At 36.4% G+C, this 21,150-nt stretch carries 16 protein-coding genes and 3 pseudogenes; 10 read left to right on the top strand and 9 right to left on the bottom strand.

Going from position 1 to position 21,150, the window contains the following annotated elements:
• Window positions 1-75: 75 nt before the first annotated feature.
• Window positions 76-1,194, top strand: a complete 1,119-nt coding sequence (gene dnaJ, locus AAHI02_RS20250; protein ID WP_346984698.1) for a molecular chaperone DnaJ — start codon at window positions 76-78, stop codon at window positions 1,192-1,194.
• A gap of 94 nt (window positions 1,195-1,288) precedes the next feature.
• Here the strand turns inward: dnaJ and AAHI02_RS20245 are convergent.
• Window positions 1,289-2,174, bottom strand: a pseudogene (locus tag AAHI02_RS20245) (DUF808 family protein).
• Between the two features lie 547 nt (window positions 2,175-2,721).
• Here AAHI02_RS20245 and AAHI02_RS20240 point away from each other — a divergent pair.
• The gene (locus AAHI02_RS20240; RefSeq protein ID WP_346984697.1) at window positions 2,722-3,594 is read left to right on the top strand and encodes an alpha/beta hydrolase; all 873 of its coding nucleotides are present in this window, start codon (window positions 2,722-2,724) and stop codon (window positions 3,592-3,594) included.
• Window positions 3,595-3,746: 152 nt separating this feature from the next.
• On the opposite strand, the gene AAHI02_RS20235 is transcribed toward AAHI02_RS20240, so the two are convergent.
• The 3 genes from AAHI02_RS20235 to AAHI02_RS20225 all read right to left on the bottom strand — a co-directional run bounded on the left by AAHI02_RS20235 (window position 3,747) and on the right by AAHI02_RS20225 (window position 7,068).
• Entirely contained in the window at window positions 3,747-4,451 is a 705-nt protein-coding gene (locus AAHI02_RS20235) for a VTT domain-containing protein (protein WP_042720913.1), read from the bottom strand.
• Between the two features lie 85 nt (window positions 4,452-4,536).
• Window positions 4,537-5,649, bottom strand: coding sequence for a peptide chain release factor 2 (gene prfB / locus AAHI02_RS20230; RefSeq protein ID WP_346984696.1), 1,113 nt, complete (start codon window positions 5,647-5,649; stop codon window positions 4,537-4,539).
• Between the two features lie 63 nt (window positions 5,650-5,712).
• On the bottom strand, window positions 5,713-7,068 hold the full coding sequence (locus tag AAHI02_RS20225) for an AAA family ATPase (protein ID WP_346984695.1): 1,356 nt from the start codon (window positions 7,066-7,068) through the stop codon (window positions 5,713-5,715).
• 118 nt (window positions 7,069-7,186) lie between these two features.
• Between AAHI02_RS20225 and AAHI02_RS20220 the strand changes: the two are divergent.
• The 4 genes and pseudogenes from AAHI02_RS20220 to AAHI02_RS20205 all read left to right on the top strand — a co-directional run bounded on the left by AAHI02_RS20220 (window position 7,187) and on the right by AAHI02_RS20205 (window position 10,375).
• Window positions 7,187-8,088 (top strand): annotated as a pseudogene (locus AAHI02_RS20220) (ATP-binding cassette domain-containing protein).
• A 2-nt stretch (window positions 8,089-8,090) separates the two neighbouring features.
• Window positions 8,091-8,936, top strand: coding sequence for an ABC transporter permease subunit (locus AAHI02_RS20215; protein ID WP_346984694.1), 846 nt, complete (start codon window positions 8,091-8,093; stop codon window positions 8,934-8,936).
• A gap of 123 nt (window positions 8,937-9,059) precedes the next feature.
• Complete coding sequence (locus AAHI02_RS20210) at window positions 9,060-9,704, top strand: hypothetical protein (RefSeq protein ID WP_346984693.1); 645 nt, start codon at window positions 9,060-9,062, stop codon at window positions 9,702-9,704.
• Window positions 9,701-10,375, top strand: coding sequence for a hypothetical protein (locus AAHI02_RS20205; protein WP_346984692.1), 675 nt, complete (start codon window positions 9,701-9,703; stop codon window positions 10,373-10,375). The genes AAHI02_RS20210 and AAHI02_RS20205 overlap by 4 nt, the downstream gene beginning before the upstream one ends.
• Before the next feature lie 109 nt (window positions 10,376-10,484).
• On the opposite strand, the gene msrB is transcribed toward AAHI02_RS20205, so the two are convergent.
• The gene (gene msrB / locus AAHI02_RS20200) at window positions 10,485-11,588 is read right to left on the bottom strand and encodes a peptide-methionine (R)-S-oxide reductase MsrB (protein ID WP_346984691.1); all 1,104 of its coding nucleotides are present in this window, start codon (window positions 11,586-11,588) and stop codon (window positions 10,485-10,487) included.
• 661 nt (window positions 11,589-12,249) lie between these two features.
• On the opposite strand from msrB, the pseudogene alaS reads away from it, so the two are divergent.
• Window positions 12,250-14,855 (top strand): annotated as a pseudogene (gene alaS / locus AAHI02_RS20195) (alanine--tRNA ligase).
• Window positions 14,856-15,104: 249 nt separating this feature from the next.
• Here the strand turns inward: alaS and AAHI02_RS20190 are convergent.
• The 4 genes from AAHI02_RS20190 to AAHI02_RS20175 form a co-directional block, all read right to left on the bottom strand.
• Window positions 15,105-15,686: a hypothetical protein gene (locus tag AAHI02_RS20190; protein WP_346984690.1), complete on the bottom strand. Its 582-nt coding sequence runs from the start codon at window positions 15,684-15,686 to the stop codon at window positions 15,105-15,107.
• On the bottom strand, window positions 15,658-15,798 hold the full coding sequence (locus tag AAHI02_RS20185) for a hypothetical protein (RefSeq protein WP_346984689.1): 141 nt from the start codon (window positions 15,796-15,798) through the stop codon (window positions 15,658-15,660). The genes AAHI02_RS20190 and AAHI02_RS20185 overlap by 29 nt, the downstream gene beginning before the upstream one ends.
• A 558-nt stretch (window positions 15,799-16,356) precedes the next feature.
• Window positions 16,357-17,028 carry an MAE_28990/MAE_18760 family HEPN-like nuclease gene (locus AAHI02_RS20180; RefSeq protein ID WP_346986645.1) on the bottom strand — a complete coding sequence of 224 codons (672 nt, stop codon included), beginning with the start codon at window positions 17,026-17,028 and terminating at the stop codon, window positions 16,357-16,359.
• A 163-nt stretch (window positions 17,029-17,191) separates the two neighbouring features.
• Complete coding sequence (locus AAHI02_RS20175) at window positions 17,192-18,256, bottom strand: DUF262 domain-containing protein (RefSeq protein ID WP_346984688.1); 1,065 nt, start codon at window positions 18,254-18,256, stop codon at window positions 17,192-17,194.
• A gap of 290 nt (window positions 18,257-18,546) precedes the next feature.
• Between AAHI02_RS20175 and AAHI02_RS20170 the strand changes: the two genes are divergently transcribed.
• The 3 genes from AAHI02_RS20170 to AAHI02_RS20160 are packed head-to-tail and all read left to right on the top strand — an operon-like array spanning window position 18,547 to window position 21,002.
• The gene (locus tag AAHI02_RS20170) at window positions 18,547-18,738 is read left to right on the top strand and encodes a hypothetical protein (RefSeq protein WP_346984687.1); all 192 of its coding nucleotides are present in this window, start codon (window positions 18,547-18,549) and stop codon (window positions 18,736-18,738) included.
• Window positions 18,698-19,888 (top strand): hypothetical protein, encoded by a 1,191-nt coding sequence (locus AAHI02_RS20165; RefSeq protein WP_346984686.1) that lies wholly within the window; start codon window positions 18,698-18,700, stop codon window positions 19,886-19,888. Before AAHI02_RS20170 ends, AAHI02_RS20165 begins: the two co-directional genes overlap by 41 nt.
• A complete protein-coding gene (locus tag AAHI02_RS20160) occupies window positions 19,833-21,002 on the top strand; it encodes a DUF5686 family protein (RefSeq protein ID WP_346984685.1) in 1,170 nt (389 codons plus the stop codon). The genes AAHI02_RS20165 and AAHI02_RS20160 overlap by 56 nt, the downstream gene beginning before the upstream one ends.
• Window positions 21,003-21,150: the final 148 nt, after the last annotated feature.

Raw genomic sequence — 21,150 nt, 5'->3', positions numbered from 1 at the left:
TAAGCAATAAGTAATGGGTAATAAGAAATTTTGATTATTACCCATTGCTGATTACTAATTACTCATAGAAAAGACATGTCAAAAAGAGATTATTACGAGGTTCTTGAGATCAGTAAATCTGCATCAGCCGACGAAATAAAGAAAGCATACCGAAAAATGGCCATCAAATTTCACCCTGATAAAAATCCCGGTGATAAAGATGCTGAAGAAAAATTCAAAGAAGCTGCAGAAGCATATGAAGTGCTGAGTGACGAACAGAAACGTGCAAGATACGATCAGTTTGGTCATGCCGGCGTGGGCGGAAACGGTGGTTTCGGTGGCGGCTTTGGCGGTGGCGGAATGAACATGGAAGATATTTTCAGTCAGTTCGGTGATATTTTCGGTGGTGGTTTCGGAGGATTTGGCGGCGGCGGAGGTGGCCGTCAGCAGGTGAAAGGTTCCAATTTGAGGATCAGAATCAAGCTGAACCTTGACGAAATGGTGAACGGAACACAGAAAACCATCAAAGTCAAAAAAATGAAGATGGCAGCCGGCGTTACTTCAAAAGTCTGCCCTACCTGCGGCGGTTCGGGAGTTCAGCTGAAGGTAATGAACACGATGTTTGGCCAGATGCAGACACAGACTACCTGCGGAACCTGTCAGGGAATTGGTAAAGTCGCCGATAAAATTCCGGCGGGCGCCAATGCACAGGGCCTTATCAAAGATGAAGAGGAAGTGACCATCAATATTCCTGCGGGAGCAAGAGACGGAATCCAGCTTAATGTAAGAGGAAAAGGTAATGATGCTCCTTTCGGAGGAATTCCGGGAGATCTTTTGGTAATCATCGAGGAGGAAGTAGATAAAACCATCAAAAGAGAGGGAGATAATCTTCACCAGGAACTATATATCTCATTTGCCGAAGCAGCATTAGGAACAAAAAGAGAAGTACCAACCGTTGGCGGAAAAGTAAAGATCACGGTAGATGCCGGAACCCAGTCGGGAAAAATACTGAGACTTGCAGGCAAGGGACTTCCAAGTATCGACAGCTACGGAACAGGAGATATGTTCATCCACATTAATGTATGGACGCCTCAGAAGCTAACGAAAGAACAGAAAGATTTCTTTGAGAAGCAGATGAGCAGTGGCGAAATGGTTGCTGAACCATCCGGAAAGGAAAAAACTTTTTTTGATAAAGTGAAAGACTTATTCAACTAATATTTAAAGAGGCTTTAGCCTCTTTTTTTATACGATTAGGGGCGGCTTCTTCGAAGCCGCCCCTAATCGTATAATCATTTATTTATCAAAAATTCTATTTCTTTTTAACCAGAGAAATCAATCCTTTCCCTGCCGTGAAAACAGCAACTGCAAGAAGTCCGCCTCCTATTCCAAAAACAAGCTCTTTCAGGATAAACGGCCAGGTGGGAAGTAAATGATGAAAATAATCTATTCTGTGTGCAAAAATGCCTCCGGCAACCAGGATTAGTGCAATCGTACCGATAACCCCCCAGTGCTTTGATGACAATCGGTAACGCTTTTACCAACAGATGGCCCAACTTACCGAAGAATCCTTTATCATTACTCTTTTTAATTAATTTAAATCCGGCATCATCCATTCTTACGATCAGCGCAACAATTCCATAGACCCCTACCGTAGCAATAAATGCCACTAAGCTCGTTACCAGAATCTGTGTAATAAAGGGATGACTTTCTTCAAGTACCGTTCCCAAAGCGATGATTACAATCTCAATAGATAAAATAAAATCTGTGGTAATGGCTGATTTTACTTTAGCCTTTTCTATTTCTTCAGGACTCTGATCTTTTTCCTCGATTTCCTCCTCTACTTCATGCCCTTTTTTGTCGCGGTGAAACAGATATTCAATAATCTTTTCCATCCCTTCAAATGCAAGGTATAAGCCACCCAGGATCAGTACATAATTGATCGCCGGGGAATATAGCCAGTTTAGCAAAAATACAACAGGCAAAATAATCAGTTTATTAAGAAAAGATCCTTTTGTGATGGCCCACAATACAGGAAGCTCGCGGGACGAAAGAAACCCCGTTGCCTTCTCGGCATTTACAGCCAGATCATCTCCCAGAATTCCTGCTGTTTTTTGAGTTGCAATCTTACTTGTAACTGCCACATCATCCATCAGCGCTGCGATATCATCCAAAATAGCAAAAAAACCAGATGCCATAAATTTAATATTTTTTTAATAATTGTTAAGAACAAAAATAATTATTTAATTCGACTTGCTCTATGATTTCATAGAGGTTTTAAAAGAATTAATATCAAAACTCTGTGTAATTAATATTAATTCATTCAGAATAAAGTTTAGTTATGACTATTAACGAATAAGCATAGTCAAATTTCATGCGAAAAAGAGTTATTACGACCCTAAAGGTTAAAAAAATCGTTCTTTTGTATTCAACGGTGAATCTGAAAAACTCAAATTCCAGGCTAAAAGGGTTATTAATGAACCTGAAAGCATGAAAAACCACTCTTTTATACTCAACGGCGAGCCTAAAAGGCTCAAATTCCAGGCAAAAAGGGTCATTCACCAGCCTAAAAGGATGAAAAACCACCCTTTTACCTTCAACGGTGAATCTAAAAGGCTCAAATTTGAGGCAAAAAGGCTTGTTCATAAGCTTAAGAGGCTCAATTTATACATGAATAGAGTCATCAATTGATTTAAAATTTTTGTCCCGCTTTCTATTTAATTCAAATATTCGTAGATTTATTTCATGAAAAAGCTGGTTTTAAAGTATCATTTTTTCGTTCTGGGACTAATCAGCTTTGTATTGAATTCCTGCAATACAAAATTCAGAGTCTGGGTTGGAACAAATAACGCACAGAAAATATACAATCTGAAATACGGTGAAGACAAAAGGCAGAAAATGGATATTTTTCTTCCGTCAGATTATCCGGAAAATTCTCCGGTAGTGCTGATCGTTCATGGCGGTGCCTGGAAATACGGACGAAAGGAGCACATGATCCAGATTCAGAAAATGCTTTTTAGCCATAACATTCCGAGCATCAATATGAATTACCGTCTGGTTTCCAAATCAAAGAAGGTCACTTATCGAGAGCAGCTGGAAGACATAGATACGGTCATTAGAAAATTCAATGAACTGGCAGAAAAAGCAGAGCTTCAACCTGACAATTATATTCTTCTGGGTGAAAGCGCCGGTGGGCACCTTACGTTATTGTATGGATATCAACATCCAGAGCAGATCAAAAAGATTATTGCTATGAGTGCACCTACTGATTTTTATTCTCCGGAATACCTGAACTCATTTTATTCTAAATATTCTTCACCCACGATTCAAAAAGTTGTGGGGACGAAGTTTCACCGGAAAAATTTATCTGAAGAGTTCAGAGAAGCCAGCCCGATTTCCAATGTTTCCAGCGTTCCCACTCTGATATTCCAGGGAAATCAGGATTTTCTGGTGAATCAGAAACAAGGATTAGCTTTAGATTCAGTATTAACGGCTCAAAATATTCCGCATAAATTTGTTTTCATGAACAATACAGGACATGCGCCAAGATTCTTCAACAAGAAAAAAAGGGACAGCATTATTTATCCGAATATTCTGGAATGGATAAATCATGATTGATGAATGATGATGGTTGATCGTTAATAGTTGATCGTTGGTTGATAAAAAAACGCCATTACCATTAATGTAATTTTCTTTTACTTGCGTTTCGGATTGTACATAAAAAAAGCCTGCCCTTTGATGGGCAGGCTGGTATTATTTACATTAAATTCTTATTCTTCGTCGTCGAATTTATGGTTTTCATATTTTGAGAAATCCTGTTTTTTCCCAAATAAAAACTTAAGGATTACCGGTACGGTTGTTATTAAAACAATAACGATAATAATCAGTTCGAGCTTTTTCTTCAGATCGATCCCGAATTGGTCTATGAAGAGTTTATCCAGATAATGTCCCGCGAAGATCAGTAAAAACGACCAAAGTACAGCACCGATGACATTGTCTCTCAAGAAATCTTTCTTATCCATTTTTACGATCCCGGCAACGATGGGCGCAAAAGTTCTTACCACCGGCAGGAATCTCGCCATAATGATAGCCAGCGCTCCGTTCTTTTCAAAGAAATCGTGAGCCTGATACAGATATTTCTTCTTAAATAACCAGGTATCCGGTCTCTTGTATAGGGCAGAACCTGCCCTTCTTCCGAAATAGTAGCCAACTTCATTTCCTATGATTGCCGCTATGGCAACAGCCGAGGCCAAAATAAACGTGTCGAAGAAGTCACTTCCTGTAGATCCGAAAGTTTCTCTCATAATGTCAATCGAATAAATCCCCGAAACAAAAAGCAGTGAGTCTCCCGGTAAAAAAAATCCTACAAAAAGACCTGTTTCAGCAAAAATAATAAACAGAATAAGCCAAAATCCTCCAAGTTTTATATAGAACTCAGGATTTAATAAATCTTTCCAATTAGTGAAATCTTCCATACATTTTGATAAGTAACAAAAATAGGATTAATAAACGTCATTCCGAAATTTATTCTCAGATTTTAACGAAATTTAAATATGAGTTTTATAAGTCCATATCATCGTCCGAAACCGCGGTTCCATCGGCCATGAGAAACGCTTTGAGAAACGGCGTAAGATTTCCGTTCATTACAGAATCCACATCGGAGGTTTCGTATCCGGAACGCACATCTTTTACCAGTTTGTAAGGATGCATCACATAATTCCTGATCTGGCTTCCCCACTCGATTTTCATCTTGTTGGCTTCGATCTCGTTACGGGCTTTCATTCTTTCTTCCAATTCCATTTCATACAATCTGGAACGAAGCAACTGCATGGCTTTTTCCTTATTCTGAAGCTGTGAACGGGATTCCGAGTTTTCAATAATAATTCCTGTCGGCGCGTGACGGAGACGAACAGCTGTTTCCACTTTGTTAACGTTCTGCCCACCTGCTCCGGAAGACCTCATCGTTTCAAAGGAAATATCGGCAGGATTGATGTTAATTTCAATCGTATCATCTACCAAAGGATAGACATATACCGAAACAAAGCTTGTATGTCTTTTGGCATTGGAGTCGAAAGGAGAAATCCTTACCAATCTGTGAACACCATTTTCACCGCGAAGATATCCGAACGCGAATTCTCCTTCAATTTCCAGTGTTACTGTTTTTACACCGGCCACATCACCTTCCTGAAAGTTCAGTTCGCGGATCTTGTAGCCTTGTTTTTCGGCCCACATCGTGTACATTCTCATAAGCATCGAAGCCCAGTCGCAGCTTTCGGTTCCTCCGGCTCCGGCTGTGATCTGCAATACCGCAGAAAGCTCATCGCCTTCATTGGAAAGCATATTTTTGAATTCCAGATCTTCAATTTTTTCTACCAATTGAGGAAAAGTTTCATCAAGTTCTTTTTCGGAATCGGGATCTTCTTTGGCGAAATCTACCAAAACCTGCAGGTCTTCAAACTGCGTATGAATTTCTTCATAGGCTTCCACCCATTTTTTCCTGGAACGGAGCTGCTTCAGGAATGCTTCTGCTTCTTTCGGGTTATCCCAGAATTCAGGAGCTGCCGTTTTTTCATCATCATTGGCTATTTCTATCTTCTTTTTATCAATCTGAAGATATTTATGGAGATCATCAATTCTTAACTGAATTTCTTTTATCTGGTCGCTGTTTATCACGATTTTTTATTTTTGCAAAAGTACAGATTTTTTAAAGTATAGGCTTAATTTTAATCAAGTCATTCACTTACTTTTATCTTCCTCTTCATTGTGAGAAAAACCTATTACTCTTCGTGGCTCTTCAACAGTTCTATAGGAGTCGAGCTCGGCTTTTAGCTCTTTCACCCTATTCTGAAACTGATCGAAATTATTAATAATAACATCACTTAAAAATCTGGCGATCTGATCCAGATATTCTTCTGTCAGTTTTCCCGCAGCGTCTCTTAAAGCGCCTTTCAGAAGGTTTTGATCGATCCTGAGGTTTTCGTCCTTTGTTTTCTGATAAAGATTCTTAATTCTTTTTTTAAGGCTTTGTGTAAAATCGATCAGCATGGTGTTGCTGAAAACTTTCATTTGGGCAGAAATTCCGTGCCAAAAAGGAATTTTATCGGCTTTGTTATTTTTTAAAATTTTAAATAAAAGAGAGTCTTTTTCCAGATTTCTGGTCATCGCATACAAAATGATTTCTGATCTTTCGGCAAGATTGGGCGGAAAAATAGGAATCATCACATCAAACCTTCCGGGAGCCAGAATTTCTTCGTCTATTTCTGCCACGGAATTGGCAGAACCTACCATTAAAAGCTCTTCCTGTTCAAATTTTGAAATGTAGTGAAGAATAATTTCCTGCGTTTCAAGATTACAGGAAGCGACATTATTTTCCGCTTTTCGGGCCATCATAATATCATCAAAATCTTCAATAAACAGCAATACTTTATCTTCTTTCATCATGGTTACCAGAAAATCGTTGAAGTTGGTCTGATTTCCGTCAACAAAAGAAGTTCCGAGATAATGTTTTTTAACTTCTTTAAATTGATAGCCGATAATTTCAGCAATTTTGGTGGCCCAGAAAATCTTCCCGCTTCCCGGAGGTCCGTACAAAATAATCCCTGCCGGTTTATTGATTCCCCAGTCTTTAATCTGCTGAGGATTCAGGAAAGGTTCCAAAATACCGGAAATATGGAAAAACAGATCCCTGTATCCGATAAAATCTCTTTTCTGCAAACTCGTTTTATGTCCGAAATAATTATATACAAATTGGTAATTTCCGCCAAGCCTGTTATCTATTCCGTAGCTGGAAATTGAAGATTTAAAAAAACCGTTATCAAAAATATTAGGATCCGATTCTTTAATTACTTTTTCAACCTTTTCTTTAGGCTGATTGATTTTTTCTGCGATCTGCTCGAGCGTTTTTGTCTTGTCGAGATCTTTCTCATAAAGCCTTAAAAATTCGATATTTTCACGGGCAAATTTTTCAAAGTCTTTTTGTATTTCAAAATTGGTGCTGATACAATCCACAAGATCGAGATCAAAATCCTGGATGAACTGTTTTATAGCTTCTGCAGAAACATTCAGTTCTTTTGCTAAATCGACTAATTTCATAAACTATCCATTAATACGATCAAAAATAACATATTTGAAATTAAATTTAAATTGATTTAACATAAAAACTGTAACAATTCAATATTACCATAGACTACTACTATGTAAAACAAATTACATGGAAAAAATTTTATCAGTAAAGAATCTTACTAAAAAGTTCAAAAGAATTGTGGTCAACAATATTTCTTTTGACGTCGAAAAAGGGAATGTTTATGGTTTATTGGGACCCAACGGGAGCGGAAAATCAACAACGTTCGGGATGTTGCTTTCCACCATTAATCCTACAAGTGGAGACTGGTACTGGTTTGGAAAGAAGGGAACGGATCCGGATACGTTGAAGAGAATCGGGGCTATTATCGAGCAACCTAATTTTTATCCTTATCTGAGCGCTGAAACAAATCTGAAAATCGTTGCAGAAATAAAAGGTACACCATATTACAGGATTAATGAAGTTCTTCAGACGGTAGGTCTTCTGGAGAGAAAAAAGACGCCTTTAAAACCTATTCTTTAGGAATGAAGCAACGTCTGGCTATTGCATCTGCCATGCTGAACAATCCGGAGGTTTTGATTCTGGATGAACCGACGAATGGCCTCGATCCTGAAGGAATTATCCAGATTCGGGAGATCATCAGCAATATTGCCAAACAGGGAATCACTATTATTATTGCCAGCCATCTTTTGGATGAGATCGAAAAGATTTGCAGTCACGTGATTGTATTGAAAGAAGGAAATTCAATCTACTGCGGAAGAGTGGATGAAATGACCGCAAACAACGGCTATTTCGAATTGAAAGCAGACAACAATACATTGCTTTTAAATGCTTTGAATGAACTTCAATGGTTTACAGCGGTTAATCAGGACGGTGACATTCTGAAAGCGCAGATCCGTGATGATGCTTCTATTTCTGCATCGGCTCTGAATCAGAAACTTGCTGAACAGGGAATTTTTGTTTCTCATTTAACTAAGAAAAAAATGTCCCTTGAATCTCAATTCCTTGAACTTGTAAAAAACACAAAATAATTATGATAAAACTATTAAAACTAGAATATTACAAAAATCTGAACTACAAGCCATTCAAGATTTTTACGATCCTGTATTTTGCGATTCTGATTGCTTTGCTTTTTATCGGACTGATCGATTTTGATCTTTTCGGAGGAACCATCAACCTGAAGGAACAGGGCATTTATAATTTCCCTGAAATATGGAATTTTACAACCTGGATTGTTGCTTTGCTGAAGATTTTCCTTGGACTAATCATCGTTTTTTCCATTTCACAGGAATTCAGCAACCGGATGTTTAAGCAAAATACCATCGACGGACTGAGCAGAAAAGAATTTATTTCTTCTAAATTACTTACGATCAGTGTTTTTACCATAGTTTCTACAGTCATTGTTTTTGTGATCACCATGTTTCTTGGATACAAATATTCAAATACAACGGAATCTGCAAAGGTTTTTGAGGAAATTTTCTTTATCGGAAATTATTTTGTGAAACTGTTTACTTTCTTCTGTTTCCTGATGTTTCTTTCAATCTTGTTGAGGAAATCGGTTTTTGTTTTTCTTGCCCTTTTTATCTTTTGGATTGGAGAAGGTATTTTATCCGGCATTGAAGTTTTCATGAAAGTGAAAGGAATGCAGGGACCTCAAAGAAATGAAGTTCTTCAGAATGATTTCTTTATCACTCACCTTTTACCTCTGGAAAGTATGTCCAGCCTTATTCCTAATCCTATGATGAGACTGAATATGGCAAAAATGATGGGCATGAAATACGAATTCCACTATCCTACAGAAAGCATGATTGCCTGCCTGGTTTGGTGCGCTATTTTCATTTTCGGATCGTACTGGATTTTAAGAAAAAGAGACTGGTAATTTTTACTATAACATCAGAAAAACAAAATATTTAGATTATTTTTGAAAGTGATTCGTTCTTCGGGTCACTTTTTTTATTTTTATGAAAAGTTTTTATTTATATTTAATAAAAGAATTGATGTCGTGAAAAGGATTTACTATGTTCCGGGATTGATCAGTGCTTTACTGATCCCTGTTTTATTTTGGTTTTATGGAAGCCAAAGGGTTCATGAACCTTACACGGTAATGGATTTAGGACTTCCCGCAAAATTAAGAGCTGGAGCAACGGATTCTCTCGAAACATTTGAGCATTACAGAAACTGGAATTACAAAAAAATCATTGTACAGCCTAATACTGCTCTACAAAATCAACAATACTATGTTTCGGAATTAAAAAAACTTCAGGCAAGAAATGAGAAGGAAACGGGAATTGAATTTGTGATCGGGGATAAAAACAACTATCAGGATTTTATCGCCCTGATTGATGCCATGAAGCTGGCAAAACAGGAAGCCTACGGCGTAGACGTGGAGAAAACCAATCATTTCTTTGCGGTCCATATGTACAAAGATCCGAACGCCACCAGGAGAGATTATAATAGTGGCGGAACTTGTGTGGTTGATAACGAATATTATAAAGAAAAATTAGTATTAAATCTCATCAAACCTGAAACCTTCATCGATCACGTTCCCAATCAAACTTATTACATCATCTTTGGGTTTTTGCTGTTTTTAAATATTTCAATGTTCAGCATTAAAGAAAATCTTCAACTCAAAAGAACTTATGCATGAAAAAGATATATTATTTTCCAGGAATCATCAGCGCTCTTATTGTACCCATTCTATTTTGGTATTATATTAATCCATACGTTGATAAAACGAAGTATAATGTCATTGATATCGGAATTCCTGCCAAATTAAGGAAAGATAATAGCAATGATATATACAGTTTTGAATCCGTACGAAACTGGGATTATAAAAAAATAAAAGTTGATCCTTCAAAAGCAAAAGAATATTCAAAATTTTATGTTTCGGAAATTAAGTCTCTCCAAAAACGTAATGAAAAAAATACCGGAATAGAATTTATTTTAGATAAAAATAATACATACGGTGATTTTGTTTCTTTATTAAATGACATGGCAATTGCAAAACACGAAACGTATGCGTTGGATTTGGAAAAAACAGGAAATGTATTTGCAACTGTGAATTATAAAAGTCCAAAAACTGAAGGAGAAGAAGAATGTCTTCTTTGTAATAATGTTCTCATGGATTATCACGAATCGACCTTTACGGATGAAACTTATGATTTTATAAAAAGACAGTATTATCAAACAATTTTTGAAAACTTTTCTAAACTTCCACACGGAGCTTATTATATCATTTTCGGCTTTTTATTATTTTTAAATATTTCTATGTTCAGCATTAAAGAAAGGTTTCAAATGCAGAGATTTCTTTTAGTATAATAGATTTTATTCGTTACGCTCCGTTCAGAATGACACTTATGTTCTGACCAGATATAAAAAAAGAAAAGACTGCCTTTCGGCAGCCTCCTCAATCACTTCACTTAAATACTTACTTTTTATCTTTATCCAGCAGAGTAATATATTCTCCGTAGCCTTTCTCTTTCATTTCCGCTTTCGGGATAAACTTCAGGGAAGCACTGTTGATACAGTAACGAAGTCCGCCTTTATCCGCAGGTCCGTCGTTGAAAACGTGTCCCAAATGGGCGTCTCCTGTTTTACTTCTTACCTCTACCCTTGTCATTCCGTGTGAACGGTCCAGCTTTTCATCGATCAATTGTTTTGTGATTGGTTTTGAGAAACTCGGCCAACCACAACCGGATTCAAACTTATCAGTAGAGATAAACAATGGCTCTCCGGTGGTAATGTCTACATAAATCCCTTCACGAGTTTCATCCCAGTATTCATTTTGGAAAGCTCTTTCCGTACCGTTTTCCTGCGTTACGTTATATTGTTCGGCAGTCAGTTTTTCCTTTAAAACTTTTTTATCCTGTTTCTGATATTTCACTTCTTTTTTCTTTGGAGGGTTGGCATTTCTCGCCATTTCAAATAATCCCGGTTCAATGTGGCAGTACCCTCCCGGATTTTTATCCAGATAATCCTGGTGATAATCTTCTGCCTTATAAAAATTTTTCAAAGGAATGGTTTCCACCAATACAGGCTTACTGTAATTTTTAGCTAATCTCGCCACTTCGGCTTTTACAATAGCTTCGGTTTCTTTATCGGTAGAATAAATTCCGGTTCTGTATTGATCACCTCTGTCATTTCCTTGTTTGTTTAAACTCGTAGGATCAATGGTTTTGAAATAAAGATCGATTAAAAGTTTAAGGTCAACTTCTTCCGGGTCGTATTTTACTTTTACCGTTTCGGCAAAACCGGTTGTGTGGCTGACTACTTCTTCATACGTAGGATTTTGCTTATTTCCGTTGGCATATCCTACTTCCGTTCCTACGACTCCTCGTATTTGTTGAAAGAAATGTTCTGTTCCCCAAAAACATCCTCCTGCAAAATAAACTTCTTTTACATTTTTATTGTCCATAATGGTCTCATTTTCTTTTTTTGATTCGCTAGATTTCATTTTTTTTGAATCTCCGCAGCTTGTTGCAAATACTGCTATTCCCAGCATCACGCCGAGAAATATTAATATGTTTTTCATTTTAACTTTTTTATTCATTTCAAATATTTTGCCTTTCAAATCCGCAACTTCTTATTTACAAATTTCGGACTAATTTTAATAGCAGATCAGTGATAATGTCTATAACAATCATAGCACATGGAATCTGATTTTCTACATAATGATATACGAAAAATACTGGGAAACGGATTTCGCAAATCAAATATTTCATCATGCTTATTGATCATAGAAAAGAATTAACAAATTCCATTTGATTCATTTATTATTTAACGCAAGGATAGCAAAGAATTTATTAATGGTAGGGCCAGATTTTCCGTTCGCAAGGGCGTTCTGCTCAGCAAATGAGTATTAAATCAAAAAGTAATACAATTGACTGCGCATAACTGGCGCTTTAGCTAAAGTAATTTTAAATTAATTGGAATTGATATTTACCATATTTTAGTGAAGTTTTATAAGCATTAAATTTTATTTTAATTACTAAAGCATGTTGTTTTTAATAAAGCATGGTTGCGAAAATTTGCTGAGCAGAACGCCCTTGCGAAAGAAAAACACATCTATATTTAAAATAAACTTTTGCGAGCATAGCATATATATAGATTTGTATCACATTTTAGAAGAAAATCGCTTAAAAAAACTAAATTTGCATCTTATCAAAATTGTAAAAAGCAAAGCAATATAAATTATGACATCACAAGAGATCCGTCAAAAATTTTTAGATTATTTTAAAAGCAAAGATCACCTCATCGTTCCTTCAGCACCTATTGTGCTGAAAGATGATCCTACTCTAATGTTTTCCAATTCGGGAATGACTCAGTTCAAGGATTTTTTCCTGGGCTACAAAACACCTACTGCCCCGAGAATTGCAGATACACAGAAGTGTCTGAGAGTATCCGGAAAGCATAATGACCTGGATGATGTAGGCCGCGACACTTATCACCACACCATGTTTGAAATGTTGGGAAACTGGTCTTTCGGCGATTATTTTAAAAAAAGATGCTATTGCTTTTGCCTGGGAATTGCTGACGGAAGTGTATGGAATTCCTAAAGAAAACTTATATGTAACAATTTTTGAAGGAGATGCTTCAGAAAACCTGGAAAGGGACCAGGATGCCTATAATTTCTGGAAATCACACATTTCCGAAGACAGAATCATCAACGGAAATAAAAAAGATAATTTCTGGGAAATGGGCGAAAGCGGACCTTGCGGACCGTGCTCAGAAATTCATGTTGATCTTAGAACGCCTGAAGAAAAAGCAAAAGTTTCGGGTCTTGAACTGGTCAACAACGACCATCCTCAGGTAGTGGAAGTCTGGAACCTCGTTTTCATGGAATTCAACAGAAAAGCCGACAGAACTTTAGAAAAACTTCCTGCACAACACGTTGATACGGGAATGGGCTTCGAGCGTCTGTGCATGGCCCTTCAGGGAAAATCATCCAATTATGATACTGACGTTTTTACGCCGCTGATTGCAAAAGTGGAAGAACTTTCAGGGAAAAAATACACCGGAATTTTAGAAGACGAAAAGGACATTGCCATCCGTGTGGTGGTAGACCATATAAGAGCAGTTTCTTTTGCAATTGCTGACGGACAGCTGCCTTCAAACGGAGGTGCCGGATATGTGATCAGAAGGATTTTAAGAAGAGGAATTTCTTATTCTTACCGATTCTTGGGGATGAAAGAACCTTTCCTTTATAAATTAGTCGCTGTTTTACAGGAGCAGATGGGAACATTCTTCCCTGAGCTTGAAAAACAAGGAAAATTGGTTTCAGAGGTTATTAAAAGTGAAGAAGAATCGTTCCTCAGAACTATTGAAAACGGATTGATCAGAGTTGAAAAACTGATCCAGCAGACAATTGCCAGCAATTCTAAAGTATTGCCTACTGAAGAAGTTTTTGAATTATATGATACCTATGGTTTCCCGGATGATCTTACCAGAATTATTGCGGAGGAAAAAGGATTAACCATTGACGAAAAAGGTTTTGAACAAGCTTTAAATGAACAGAAACAACGTTCAAAAGCTGATTCTGCACAAAAAGTCTATGATTGGGTAACTTTAGAAGAAGAACCTGAAAACTTCGTAGGTTACGACAAATTTGAATCTGAAACTTACATTACAAGATACCGAAAAGTAGAAAATAAAGACGGAGAGTTTTACCAGGTTGTTCTCAGCGAATCTCCTTTCTACCCTGAAGGCGGTGGCCAGGTGGGTGATAAAGGAGTCCTTGAAAACGCAGTGGAAAGCTTCGAAGTGTTGGAAACAAAAAAAGGAAAACGGATTAATCATTTCTTTAATCAACGGTCTTCCCAAAGATGCAGGCGCTGTTTTCTATGCTAAAGTAAATATTGCAGAAAGAAGAAACTCGCAGGCTAATCACTCAGTAACTCACTTGTTGCATGAAGCATTAAGAGAAGTTCTGGGCACCCACGTGGAACAGAAAGGATCATTTGTCGGTCCTGACTATCTTCGTTTTGACTTCTCCCATTTCAATAAAATGACCGAGGAAGAATTGACCTTGGTTGAAGATAAAGTGAATGCCAAAATCAAGGAAAGTATTGCCTTACAGGAATTCAGAAATATTCCGATTAAAGAAGCGTTGGAAAGAGGAGCCATGGCTTTATTCGGTGAAAAATATGGTGATAGCGTAAGAATGATCCAGTTTGGAACTTCTATGGAACTTTGCGGAGGAACCCACGTGAAAAACACCAGCGAAATCGGTCATTTTAAAATCGTTTCCGAGAGTTCTGCCGCGGCAGGAATCAGGAGGATCGAAGCTATTTCGGGAGATAAAGCCGAAGAATATTTCAAAAATCTTGAAAAACAGATTGCCGAGCTTTCTCAATTGTTAAAATCTAAAGATGTCGTACGTTCTATAGAGAAATTAATCGAAGAAAATGCTGCATTAAAATCTGAAGTCGATACTTTGAAAAAAGAAAAAGCCAAAGGAGAGATCGGCAACTGGAAAGGAGCTTACGAGCAAAAAGGCGATAAATTACTTCTGGTAAAAAGAACTTCTTTGGATGCCGGTTCGGTAAAAGATATCGTCTTCCAGTTAAAGAAAGAAATCCCGACTTCCATTACGGTTATTCTATCCGACGCAGATGGAAAACCAATGATTACCGTTGGCGTTTCTGATGATTTAGCTGGAATTTATCAGGCGGGAGCATTGATTAAAGATTTGGCAAAAGAAATCCAGGGCGGCGGCGGAGGAAATCCTGGCTTTGCCACAGCAGGAGGAAAAAATCTTGATGGATTGGAAAATGCATATCAGAAAGCTTTGAATCTTTAAGCTTCAATAAAATATAGAGGTAAAAAAAGCAACTGTCGTCGTGGCAGTTGCTTTTATTTTTTCTGAACTTTTCTTATCAATAGAAATGGGCTTCAGCCCATTTACCAGATTAAATAATGCAATTGGCTTTAGCCAAAATGATTTTAAGTTAGGCTAAAGCCATTATTGTAAAATTATTTTAAAGTCGGGCTAAAGCCCGACCCTATTGAACAGATACTTTTACAAATTATAAAACGGTTACCACATCATTTACAACGGATCTACCGGTGGAGTTTCCGGCAGTCCGCTTGGAGTGTCGTAGATGATGTAATCGTTGTATTTGGCTTCGTTGGTTTCGTAGAAAATATCTTTACCAATGCCTGTATATTTTGTGAGCAGTTGATAAAGTTTGTTGAGTGCTTCTATCCGACCTTCTGCGGCGACATCCCGATCGGAAACACCTTGGGCTTGTGCGTCTATAGCGACATCCAGAGCATTGCGTTGGGCAATAAGCGTTGCGATTTTCTCTGAAGTAAGACCTTCGTCCGAAAGTTCGGTAAGGTATTTCTCTGCCGTAAGGCTCATGATCTTGGCAACACGCACAATCTCTGCATCGCTTTGCTGACTGATCCCGGCGTCACCAAACTCCTTGTATTTGGCACTGTAGAGCCCGAAAACATTTTCAGCCCTATTAAAAATACTGCGCATGGTTTTTTCAAGGGCGTTTCTGGCGGCATCTTTTTTTTCGGTAAGATTCATTTTGATGGCTTCCAGCTGTTCATCGTTTGGGAAATTGTCTACCGTGTTTCTTGCGGTTGTCAGTTCAGCTTTTTTTGGCGGCGTTGTAGCCACGGTCTGTAAATTCGGTGATGTCTCTGTCGATTAAAGCGATCAATTCATCTGCTTTTTGTTTCAGAACAGCATCTGACATATTGAAGTCACGTATTACCTGATTTTTTTTCATAATGGTATTGATTTTTTGTGTTAAAAATATAATTGAAGTCTAATGTATATGGATTGTTAAATAAATTCATTTTTCTCAAAAGGCTGTAAAACACTGTAAAATAACAAATTGTACTTGATCGGCTCTTCGGAGTGGTTGATTGCTTCTTCGGACTGGTTGATCGGCTCTTCTTACTGGTTGATTGTCTCTTCTGAACGGTTGACTGCCCTTACAAAGCACTTGAATGCCCTAACAAAGTGGTTGCTGATCTCTACTGAATGCTTGAATGTCTTTTCTAAACGGTTGAAACAGCCTTCAAACTCTCTGAACGATCTAACGGACTACGCTACCGTTTTTTGAGGTCAGTACGTTGTGGGTTACAATTGAAGTTTTTTGTGGAAACCGGTAGTGCCGGAAGTATGCGCATGAAATGCGGGATTATTTTTATAGATCATCATTTTGTTTTTTCTTATTCGTGTGACAAATATAAAAATATTTTTGAATAGGATGGGATTGGGAGTTTGTTTTTTTTAATGGAAAAACCTCAAGAGGACAAGTTTTTTATGATATATTAATTTTTTATCGATACTCAGGTTTTAAGTAAAGTTTTTCATTTAATGATTTTGAAATTAATGGTGCTACTAATTCAGTTATTTTAGTATACATTGTTTTATACTCTTCAAATTTTTGACTAGATAAACCGTTTTTATATTCATTTTTATTATCCCCATGTGCAATTCCATTTCTCTTCTTCACAAAAGAAGATACTCTTCCCATTAATTCATTAAATTCGGTAGAAGCTAATCCTAATTTGTTATGCAAACCTAAATTAAATAATATTTTGTCTATAACTATTGGATTTAAATTAGATTCTGTATGAATGATTGAATTTTTGTCTTGATGATTTGTTGAAATTGGTAATTGTAATTTATTTATTCGGGTAGTATTATTTATATTTTCAAGAAGTATTTGCCTATTAATAATTCGCTGATTCACTTTACCAATTTCTTCATTGGTTTGAATTATCCATCGATTAGAATCGTCATATTTAGAAAATTCAGAATGTAAACAAGATACTAACAAAACATTTATAGTTTTGTGTAAATCTATATTTGATTCATTTAATGCTTGAGCATATATTTCCATTGAGAAACGAAAAAACCCTTCAAAATTTGCATATAAATTAAGAAGTAGACTTTTTTCTATAAATAGCTTTTTTTCCTCTGTTTTTTCTAATGTTGATTCATTAATATTGTTTATTAAATTATTTAAAAAAAGCTACTTCATCGTTTCGCCATTTTAAGTCTTCTTCAATCAACTCTCTTAATTCTTCAATATCTAAAGACGTCATTGAATATTCGATTTTATTATTTGAGAAACCGCATTAACTCTTTCATTAAAAAATTTAAGGTACTTACTCCCACTTGTTCTTTTTTTCTTTCTCATTTTTTGTTATTAACTTAAAAGAGTTTGAATTTTTTAAAGTTTGAAAATCTTCTCGTAATTTTCTAATTAAATCATGATTATCAATGCTAACTTTTTCTGAAAACTTTGACATTGCAAGTGAAAAAGCTTCGAAATGGAAAGCTAAAAATTGTTTTTGGAATCCTTTGTCATTTAAGTTTACAAAAACTTCTCCATTAGGAAATATTTTATCCAATAAATCAAATGTTTTATAAAATAATACTCTTTCCTTTTCGTAATCAAAACTAACTTTATTATCTGCAACATTTTCAGCATAAGAAGTCATGTAATCAGCTAATGTTCCTTGATAAAATTTTAAATCGGCATTTTTTAAAGTATAAAATCTTAATACTAGCTCATCGTCAAATTGTTCATTTATTTGCTCATCCATGACATACTTAATTGTATTTCTAAAACTAGGATAAGATTTGATTTCTTGTATATAGTTGATAAAAGTTTCATCTAGTAATCTAATTGTGCTATTTCTTATTTCTTGCGCACTTAGTAATAGACCACCAGTATTTAACCTTTTAAACATGTCATATTTCAAACGTTTTGGACTCTCTTTTTTTATTATTTGCATCCTTACATAACTACGCTTCACTTTAATTTTTAAAGCAGGAGATAAATCATCGAATGTAATTCCATTTAATTCTTTAACAATATCACAATTTTGAAGCTTTAATTTATGTCCTTTAGGATATCTATCAGATTCCAACAATCCGAGGAAATGTAAAAACGATGAAATTCTTTGAAGTCCATCAATTAGATCGTATTGCCTCGATTCTGTTTCAATTACAAAAATTGGAGGAATTGGAAGCTCCAAAATTAATGATTCTATAAATTGAGACTGTTGTGTTTCAGACCATCTAAAAAGTCTCTGGTATACCGGTTTGATCTCTAATTCATCAGGGTACATTGAACCAATTTCCCCAAAAGAAATATCAATAGAAGATGTTACTGCGGTTAATGTTTGGGTATCAATAATATCAATTAGTCTAACTTTATTATTCATTAATATTTTTTTTAGAATAAATACAAATTTTAAATTATAAATTTGGCAATTTATTATTATGCTAAAATAAATAATTATCTATAGCAAAACAATTTTTAATTCAACACTAAATGAAAAAATAAACTTCTCATGGTCTCGATACAAAATTATTCTTCAAATAATTTTTACTCGAACGGACGGAGGTCGTAAATTGGGTACGGATGTTTTAATTTTTAACAAAAGATTATATTTTATGTTGTGGTTTTGTAACCTTCTTATCAATAGTTTTGTCATACTATTAAAAAAGACTAATGACAAAATTTCTATTCCCGCTGTTTTTGTTCTGTACAGCAATCGTTTTTGGACAAACCCAGTTGAAGGTTTTCAATAAAGCCGACAAGCAACCGGTTTACAATGCCGCCGTTTATTGTGATGATGCCCTCTTGGGAAAAACGGATCTCAATGGAGCTTTATCTTTTAAAACGAAATGTAAAAAAAGTTGAAATCCTGGCCAGCAATTTCGAAGATGTGACGGCAGATGTAAGGAAAAACATGGAGGTTACCATGCAGCCTTTATCAGAGAAAAGGGGAAATATTGACCGCGTGGTGATCAACGATAAAAGTGATCCCAGAGCACTGAAAATCCTTGACGAACTTAACAAACGGGCCAAAGAAAACTCTCCCAAGTCCCTGGAATCGTACAATTTTAAGTCGTATGCGAAATATTCCATTGATCTGGACAAAGATTCCATTGATATTTATAAAAACTTTTTAGCCACAAGAAAAGACTCCCTGTCCAAGGTCGATCATAAAGATTTTAAACAAAAAGAAAGCGACAAAAAGGATTCCCTGATCGCGGAAGATTTTGTAGAAGCATCGACGGAAGGCCAGATGTTTCTTTGGGAAAAAGCCACGGAATACAAATATTCTAAAAAATACGGTGAGAAAACCAATATCATCGACAATAGAATGTCAGGTTTTAAAAATCCGATCTATGAAGCGCTGGCGCTCAATGTTTCGAATCTCGACAGAACACCGAGACAGCTGAGACCGGAAAACAGAAAGCTGTTTAATTATTACCTTACCGACACGATACAGCTTGACGGAAGAAAAACATACGTCATCAAGTTTAAAGAGATCACCGATAAAAAGAAGCAGAATCCAAGAAAATTCAACGGGAAAATCTATGTGGACGCCGACAGCTATGCCCTGAAAAAATTTGAAAGCACTAGCAAAAAAAGGAATGAAGGCAATATTGTGTCGGTCTGGAAGCCCATCAACAACAAATGGTTTCTGGATTATGAAGATCTGAGGCTTAAAATGGGCGACACAAGCTTCGATACGTCTAAAAAAGACAGTATAAAAACAGGTGAGCCAAAATACAACAAAAAGAAATTCGGCAATTACCTGTATGTAAAAAACAGGTTCTTCGATTTTGAAATCGACCAGCCTCAGAAAGCCTCTGACTTTAAAGGCTATTCCCTGGAAATGAAAAACTCCGACGGAAGCCTGCTGCAGCAATACAGAACCGACAGCCTTACCACAAGAGAAAGCAATACCTACACGAAGATCGACAGTTTTGTGCAAAAACATGATTTTGAGAAAAAAACTCAATACTTTGACCCAGCTTTTAAGAGGAAACCTTCGTTATAAAATGATTGATTTCGACCTTACTAAATTCATCAGCTATGATAAATACCAGGGAATACGCTTGGGAGCAGGGGTAAAGCTTAATGAAAAATTCAGCAAAACATTTTCTCCTGACGGATATTTCGGGTACGGATTTAAAGACCACCGCTGGAAATACGGACTTGGGCTGGATGTAAAACTGTCTGACAAAAGAACTTCCGTCTTCCGTGTTGAATATGTGGATGATGTGTTTGCTGCCGGAAGATTCAGCAACCATATGTGGGATATGATGATGAAATTATCGGATATGAACCTCGATCTTCATAATTCAACGTTTTACAGAAATCAGCGGTACGGAGCCTCTTTCCTGTATGATATTTCCAATTCATTAAGTATGAAAATTGCGGTGAACAAAGAGAAACAAAATGCTCTTTTTGATTACCAGTATAAAAATATGGGCAATACCTTTGACAATACGAATGCCATTTTATCTTTAAAATTTGCGCCTAACGATAAAAATATCATGACCCCTTCCGGGAAATATACGTATGAAAAAGGATATCCACAGGTGTTTTTAAATTATGAAAAAGGATTTAAAACCTTAGGCGGAGATTTGGATTATAACAGACTTGATGCATTAATCATTCATCAGTTCAGATCAAAACTGGGTTATACCAACATTAAGCTTTTCGGTGGAATCTCATCGGGAACTGCACCAATCTGGAAGAACTTTGAAATTGCCGGACAGAATGATGTAAATATCGATCACTGGTATTCCAATATAAGTACCCCTTCCAATTTCGGATTTGCCACCATGCCTTCGGGAACTTTCTTTGCCGATAAATTTGCAGGTTTTAAAATTTCGCAGAGCCTTCCTTTCCGATTTAAAACGTTGGGTAAAAGATATTCAGATATCGAATTGGAATATCAGTCGGCCATCGGTGATTTTAAAAATGCAGGAGATCATCAGTTTCAATTCCGTGCGTTGGATCACTACTATCAGGAGGCCGGTGTGATGTGGAACAGATTTTTAGGAACCAGATTCGGTGTAGGCTTTTCCTACAGGCTGGGATATTACCAGACCTCAGAATTCAAAGAAAATATGGGGATCAAGATAAAGTTTAATCTTTTGAACTAATTGAGTGACATTAAGAATTTAATATTAAAAAAATTAAAAGACGAAATACCAGATCCCGGAAATTCCGGGATTTTTTTGTGATTGATAATTCTTATGAAAAATGCAGTGAATATCAATGGGTAAAAACTTTTCCAGGACAATAAATATC

The sequence above is a fragment of the Chryseobacterium sp. POE27 genome (assembly GCF_039727685.1).
GTDB lineage: Bacteria > Bacteroidota > Bacteroidia > Flavobacteriales > Weeksellaceae > Chryseobacterium.
Note: the sequence above shows the minus strand (reverse complement) of the source record. Positions and strands in the feature narration are given on the sequence as shown.